This is a genomic window from Haemophilus sp. SZY H68 (assembly GCF_018829685.1).
GTDB lineage: Bacteria > Pseudomonadota > Gammaproteobacteria > Enterobacterales > Pasteurellaceae > Haemophilus > Haemophilus haemolyticus_K.
The window spans coordinates 1-792 of record NZ_JAHKKB010000013.1 but is presented as its reverse complement, the minus strand read 5'-3'; the positions used below and the strand labels follow the sequence as shown (position 1 = coordinate 792).

Below are 792 nucleotides of genomic sequence, written 5' to 3'. Positions count from 1 at the left end.
GGATATCTTGGATTAAACGCCTCTTATCGACTCATCCAAGCTTTTCGCAGATTAGCACGTCCTTCTTCGCCTCTGATTGCCAAGGCATCCACCTTGTACGCTTAGTCACTTAACTATACAACCTCAAGTGTTTTCAAAACTCAATATAAAATAGATATTGTGCTCTGACCGCACTTTCAGCGTCATTAATTCAACTAAACACTTGATTGCTTTTGTTCAATCAAGATTTATCACAAAACAGATTTGCTTTCAGAGTTTCCTCTTCAGTTCCCTCTTTTCACTTTCCTGTTTTGCCTACTCAGACTTTCTCTCGAAAATCTCTTGTTTTCAGCTTGTTTCCAATTTTTTAAAGAACAGTTGATAAAACTTTTCAGTTATCATCGTTAAATAAACTAAATGAATAAATTTACTTAACGATGATAAGTGGTGGAGATAAGCGGGATCGAACCGCTGACCTCCTGCGTGCAAGGCAGGCGCTCTCCCAGCTGAGCTATATCCCCATTTCATCATAAATCATTACGCCTTTACATCACTCACTCTCAGAGTGGTGGGTCTGAGTGGACTTGAACCACCGACCTCACCCTTATCAGGGGTGCGCTCTAACCACCTGAGCTACAGACCCAAGGGTAATGTTTTCTTCTGCTCATTTGTCTACAACTATCAGTCAATCTGTGTGAGCACTCGCTGTCTCTCGTCTTTGGTAAGGAGGTGATCCAACCGCAGGTTCCCCTACGGTTACCTTGTTACGACTTCACCCCAGTCATGAATCATACCGTGGTAAACGCCCTCCAA

Annotated in this window: 2 tRNA genes and 2 rRNA genes; all 4 read right to left on the bottom strand. The window is 42.7% G+C overall.

The features are described 5' to 3' along the window. Positions 1-115: ribosomal RNA gene (locus KP712_RS09075) — 23S ribosomal RNA — on the bottom strand; the annotation flags it as partial. Positions 116-424: 309 nt separating this feature from the next. Beyond that, a tRNA-Ala gene (locus KP712_RS09070) sits at positions 425-500 on the bottom strand. A gap of 45 nt (positions 501-545) precedes the next feature. Next, positions 546-622, bottom strand: a tRNA-Ile gene (locus KP712_RS09065). 79 nt (positions 623-701) lie between these two features. Continuing rightward, positions 702-792, bottom strand: a 16S ribosomal RNA gene (locus KP712_RS09060); the annotation flags it as partial.